The following is a 6179-nucleotide window of genomic DNA, read 5'->3' on the forward strand; positions in this document are numbered from 1 at the left end:
CTCGATCATCGCGATCCAGCTGGTGTCCCGTGCCCGTCAGTCCGGCCTGGTCATCACGCCCCGTGATGTGTTCCAGCACCAGACCGTCGAGGAACTGGCCGCCACCGCACAACCGGTCGGCGAGGGACAGGAGATCGAGGCCGAGGCCCCCGGCGCCGGGGTCGGCCCCGTCCCCGTCACCCCGATCGTCGCGTGGCTGCGCGACCGGGTGGCCGGCGACACCGCGCTGATCCGCGGCTTCCACCAGTCGACGCTGCTGCGCACGCCGCCGGATCTCGGGATCGAGCGGCTGACCGCCGCGTTCCAGACGCTCCTGGACCACCACGACGTCCTCCGGCTCCGCCTGGACGGGTGGCAGCCCGTCGTCCGGCCGCCCGGGACGTGCGACGCGGCCGGCCTGGTCACCCGCATGGACGTCGCCGGGCTGGACGCCGACAAGCTCCAGTCCGTCATCACCGAGCAGGCCGGGGCCGCCCGCGAACGCCTCGACCCGTCCGCCGGGACGATGGCGCAGCTCGTCTGGTTCGACGCGGGCCGGGAGCAGGGGCGGCTCCTCGTCGTCCTCCACCACCTCGTCGTGGACGGCGTGACCTGGCGGATCCTCCTGCCCGACCTCGTCACCGCCTGGGCCGGGGGAGCACTCGACCCCGTCCCGACGTCGTTCCGCCGCTGGGCGCAGAAGCTCACCACGGCCGAGCGGGACGAGGACGAGCTGGAGGACTGGCTCGACATCGTCGACGGCCCGCCGCAGAACCTCGCCAAGCGCCCGCTCGACCCGCGCGTGGACGTCGCGGCCCGCGCCCGCTCGGTCACGCTCAACCTGCCCGCCGACGTCACCGGGCCGCTGCTCACCGACGTCCCGGCGGCGTTCCACGGACGCGTCAACGACGTCCTGCTCACCGGCCTCGCCCTCGCCGTCGCGCAGTGGCGGCGGCACCGGGGCGGGCGCGGCACCGGCGTCCTCATCGACCTTGAGGGCCACGGCCGCGAGGACGTCGTGCCCGGCGCCGACGTCTCCCGGACGGCCGGCTGGTTCACCTCGATCCACCCCGTCCGGCTGGACGCGGGCAACGCGACCGGCGGCGCCGCGCTGAAGACGGTGAAGGAGCAGCTCAGGGCGGTGCCGGACGGCGGCATCGGCTACGGCCTGCTGCGCTACGGGGACGGCGAGGCCGCCGAGGAGCTGGCCGCGGTCCCGCGCGCGCAGATCGCCTTCAACTACCTCGGCCGCGTCGCGGGCGGGGACGAAGACGCCGACTGGACCCTCGCGTCCGAGGAACTCCCCGCGGGCGAGGACCCCGCGATGCCGATGGCGCACGTCCTGGAGATCAACGCCGTCACCCGCGACCTGCCCGGCGGGCCCGTGCTGTCGGCGACCTGGACGTGGCCGGGCGGCCTGCTGGAGTCCGCCGACGTCCGCGAACTCGCCCAGGGCTGGTTCACCGCGCTGCGCGGCCTCGCCGCGGACGCCGCCGCCGGGGACGCGGCCGGCTTCACCCCGTCCGACCTGCTCGTAGACCTGGACCAGAGCGAGATCGACAAGCTGCAGACCGCGTGGAGGCAGAAATCGTGAACCGGGGGGACCTTGAGGACATCCTGCCGCTGTCGCCGCTGCAGCAGGGTTTCTTCTTCCACGCCCTCTTCGACGCGGGCGACGGCGATGTCTACACGGCGCAGATCGTCCTCGACCTTGAGGGCCCCCTGGACGCCGCCGCGCTGCGCACCGCCGCCGGGACGCTGCTGCGCCGCCACGCCAACCTTCGCGCCGCGTTCTGGCACGAGGACCTGTCGCGCCCCGTCCAGGTGATCCCGCGTGCGGTCGAGCCGCCGTGGGAGGAGGTCACCGCGTCCGGCGCCGAGGCCGACGCCGTCGTCGCGCGGGAGCGGGCGCGCGGCTTCGACATGACCGCGCCGCCGCTGCTGCGGTTCGTCCTCGTCCGGATGGGCCCCGAGCGGTTCCGGCTGATCTTCACGAATCACCACATCCTGCTGGACGGCTGGTCCACGCCGATCCTCGTGACCGAGCTGTTCCTGCTCTACATGCAGGGCGGCCATGACACGGGGATGCCGCGCGTCACCCCGTACAAGAACTACCTGGCCTGGCTCGCGAAGCAGGACCGCGCCGCCGCCGAAGAGGCGTGGCGCCGCGCCCTGCACGGCGTGGAGGAGCCCAGCCTCGTCGCCCCCGAGACCGCCGCCCGCGCCCCGGAACCTCCGAAGCGCACCATCACCGAACTCGACGAGAAGACCACCCGCCGCCTGTCCCGGGCCGCCCGCCGCCACGGCGTCACGCTGAGCACCGTGCTGCAGGGAGCCTGGGGGCTCGTCCTCGGCCGGCTCCTCGGCACGAACGACGTGGTGTTCGGCGCGACCGTGTCCGGCCGCCCGGCCGAACTGCCCGGCATCGAGCAGATGATCGGGCTGTTCATCAACACGCTGCCGATCCGCGTCCGCTACCGGATGGACGAGTCGCTCGGCTCCCTCCTGGAACGCCTCCAGCAGGAGCAGACCGACCTCCTCGCCCACCACCACCTGGGCCTCACCGAGATCCAGCGCGCGGCGGGCCACGGCGGCGCCCTGTTCGACACGATGACGGTGCTGGAGAACTACCCGTTCGACCCGTCCTCGATGGACGGCTCCCTCAACGGCGTCCGCATCGCGGCGGCCGACTCCTACGACGCGACCCACTTCCCCCTGTCGTTCGTCGCCGCGCCCGGCGAGCGGCTGTCGCTCCGCCTGCACTACCGCCCCGACGTCTACGAACGCCCGGTCGTCGAAGCGCTCCTCGCCCGCGTCCGCCGTTTCCTGGAGGCGTTCGCCGAGGACTCCGGCCGCCTGATCGGCACGGTCGGCCTCGTGGACGACGCCGGGCGCGCGACCCTGGCCGCCTGGAACGATACGGCCGGCGAGATCCCGTCCGGCACTCTTCCGGCCCTCTTCGAGTCGCAGGCCGCCCGCACGCCATCGGACGTGGCCCTCGTCTGCGGCGGCACCGCCCTCACGTACTCGGAGCTGAACGAAAGCGCCAACCGCCTGGCTCACGAGTTGATCGGCCGAGGCGTAGGCCCCGAAGACCGGGTGGCCCTCGTCCTCCCGCGTACTCCAGAGATCGTCGTCGCGATCCTCGCCGTGTTGAAGGCGGGCGCGGCCTACGTCCCGATCGACCCGGACTACCCGTCCGACCGCGTCGCCTACATGCTGGAGGACGCACGCCCGGCCCTCACCATCACCGCCGACGACTTCCCGGACACCGTCGGGAGGCCGACGCATGATCCGTCCCGGGCGCTGCGGCCCGAGAACGCCGCGTACGTCATCTACACGTCCGGATCCACAGGGCGGCCCAAGGGCGTGACCGTCCCGCACGTGGGCGTGCTCAACTACTTCGAGGCGCACCGGGACGCGTTCATCGACCCGGTGGTCGAGGCCGCCGGCGGGCGGCGGATGCGGTTCGCGCATCTTGCGTCGTTCTCGTTCGACACGTCCTGGATGGGGCTGCTGTGGATGATGTACGGCCACGAGTTGCACCTCGTCGACGACGACACGCGCCGCGACGTTGAGGCGTACACGGAGTACGTGGCACGCGCGCAGATCGACCTGGTGAACACCACCCCGTCGCACTTCACCTCGCTCCGCGAAGCAGGTTTGCTGGACGGCGACGGGCGGCATCTGCCGACGCAGTTGCTCCTCGGCGGCGAGGCCATCGGCGAAAGCCTGTGGGCCGAACTCCGCGCGATTCCCGGTCTCACCACACGCAACTTCTACGGGCCCACCGAGGCGACCATCGACACCATGAACCAGGTGGTGGCGCGCAGCGAGCAGCCATCGGTCGGCGGCCCTCACCGCAACACCCGCTCGTACGTGCTCGACACCGCGCTTCAGCCCGCGCCCGTGGGCGTTCCCGGTGAGCTCTACCTAGCGGGAGCGCAGCTCGCGCGCGGGTATCTCGACCGGCCCGGCCTGTCCGCCGAGCGGTTCGTCGCCGACCCGTTCGGCGTGCCCGGCGACCGCATGTACCGGACCGGCGACCGGGCCCGGTGGCGGCCGGACGGCACGATCGAATACCTCGGCCGCGCCGACGACCAGGTGAAGATCCGCGGCTTCCGGGTGGAACCGGGCGAGATCGAGAACGTCCTCGCCGGATGCGACGGCGTCGCACAGGCCGCCGTCGTCGTCCGCGAGGACCGGCCCGGCGACAAGCGCCTCGCCGCCTACGTGGTGGGTCCGGACGTCGACGTCGCGGCCGTCCGGCGGTACGCGGCGGAGCGGCTGCCCGACTACATGGTCCCGGCGTTCACCGTCCTGGACGCGCTGCCGCTGACCGTGAACGGCAAGCTCGACCGGGCCGCGCTGCCCGCGCCCGACACCGGCGCCGCCGCGAGCCGCGAGCCGCGCTCCCCGCAGGAGGAGATCCTCTGCGGGCTGTTCGCGGACATCCTCGGCGTGCCGAGGGTCGGCGTGGACGACGGATTCTTCGACCTCGGCGGCGACTCGCTCACCGCGACCCGGCTGGTCAGCAGGGTCCGGTCCGCACTCGGCGCCGAGCTGCCCGTCCGGGCGCTGTTCGAGGCGCCGACCGTCGCGGGGCTCGCCGAACGCCTCGCCGACGCGGCCGGCGCCGTGCGCCCGCCGCTGGTGCGGGCCGAGCGCCCGGACGTCGTGCCGCTCTCCTACGCGCAGCAGCGGCTCTGGTTCCTCAACCGGTTCGAGGGCGCGTCGGCGACGTTCAACATGCCGATCGCTTTGCGGCTGAACGGGGCGCTCGACCTCGACGCGTTGCGCGCCGCGCTCGCCGACGTGGTGGCGCGGCACGAGCCGCTCCGCACGATCTTCCCGGACGGGTCCGGCACCGCCCGCCAGCTCGTCCTCGAACCGGCCGCCGCCCGGCCCCGCCTCGACATCGCCGAGACGGCCGAGGCGGCGCTGCCGATGGCCCTGGCCGCCGAGGTCGGCCGCGGCTTCGACCTGTCGGTCGAGCCGCCGCTGCGCGCCCGGCTGTTCGCGCTCAGTCCTGGAACGGGCGGGGACGGCACCCACGTCCTGATGCTCGTCCTGCACCACATCGCGGCGGACGGCTGGTCGATGGCGCCGCTCGCCCGCGACGTGATCCTCGCCTACGCGGCCCGCGCGGAGGGACGCGAGCCGCAGTGGGCGCCGCTGCCCGTCCAGTACGGGGACTACACGCTCTGGCAGCAGGAACTGCTGGGCTCCGAGGACGATCCGGAGAGCCTGGTGTCGCGGCAGCTCGCGTACTGGCGGGACGCCCTCGCCGGGTTGCCGGAGGAGTTGCGGCTTCCGGCCGACCGGCCGCGCCCGGCGGAAGCGTCCTACCGGGGCGGAACGCACACGTTCGAGTTGGACGCCGACCTGCACGCGGGCCTCCTGGCCCTCGCGCGAGAGAACGGCGCGAGCCTCTTCATGGTCATGCAGGCCGCCTATGCCGCCCTGCTCACCCGCCTCGGCGCCGGGACAGACGTGCCGATCGGGTCGCCCATCGCGGGCCGCATGGACGAGGCGCTGGACGATCTCGTCGGCATGTTCGTGAACATGCTCGTCCTGCGCACCGACACGTCGGGGGATCCGTCGTTCCGGGAGCTGATCGCGCGGGTGAAGGAGACCGACCTCGCCGCGTACGCGCACCAGGACCTTCCGTTCGAGCGGCTCGTCGAGGTGCTCAACCCGGCGCGGTCGATGGCCCGGCACCCGCTGTTCCAGGTCGCCCTGTCGTTCCAGAACAACCCGGAGGCCCGGCTCGAACTGGACGGCCTCACCGGCGGCGCCGAACCCCTGACGGCCGGTGCCGCCAAGTACGACCTGTCCCTCTACCTGGAGGAACGGCACGGCGACGACGGCGCGCCCGGCGGCATCGAGGCCGGTCTCGAATACGCCCTCGACCTGTTCGACGCCGACACGGCCGTGACCGTCGCGGACCGCTTCGAGCGCCTCGTCCGCGAACTGGTCGCCGCCCCCGACGCGCCCATCACCACCGCCGAGATCCTCGACCGGAGCGAGCGCCGCACGCTGCTGCGCCGCTGGGCAGGAGGCAAGAGCGGCGACGTCGAGCGGGCGACGATCCCGGCGCTGTTCGAGGCGCAGGCGGCGGTGCGTCCGGATGCGCCCGCCGTGACGTTCGAGGGTGTGTCGTGGACGTACGCCGAGGTCAACGCGAAGGCGAACCGTCT

General features: G+C 73.2%; 2 protein-coding genes. Both read left to right on the forward strand.

Going from position 1 to position 6179, the window contains the following annotated elements; genetic code table 11:
* The coding region (locus SM418_RS37615; RefSeq protein ID WP_371946430.1) for a condensation domain-containing protein at positions 1-1573 on the forward strand (1573 nt) is incomplete at its 5' end.
* The coding region (locus SM418_RS37620; protein ID WP_371966173.1) for a non-ribosomal peptide synthetase at positions 1570-6179 on the forward strand (4610 nt) is incomplete at its 3' end. The genes SM418_RS37615 and SM418_RS37620, both read left to right, overlap by 4 nt.

The organism is Actinomadura chokoriensis (assembly GCF_041463665.1).
GTDB classification, from domain to species: domain Bacteria; phylum Actinomycetota; class Actinomycetes; order Streptosporangiales; family Streptosporangiaceae; genus Spirillospora; species Spirillospora chokoriensis_A.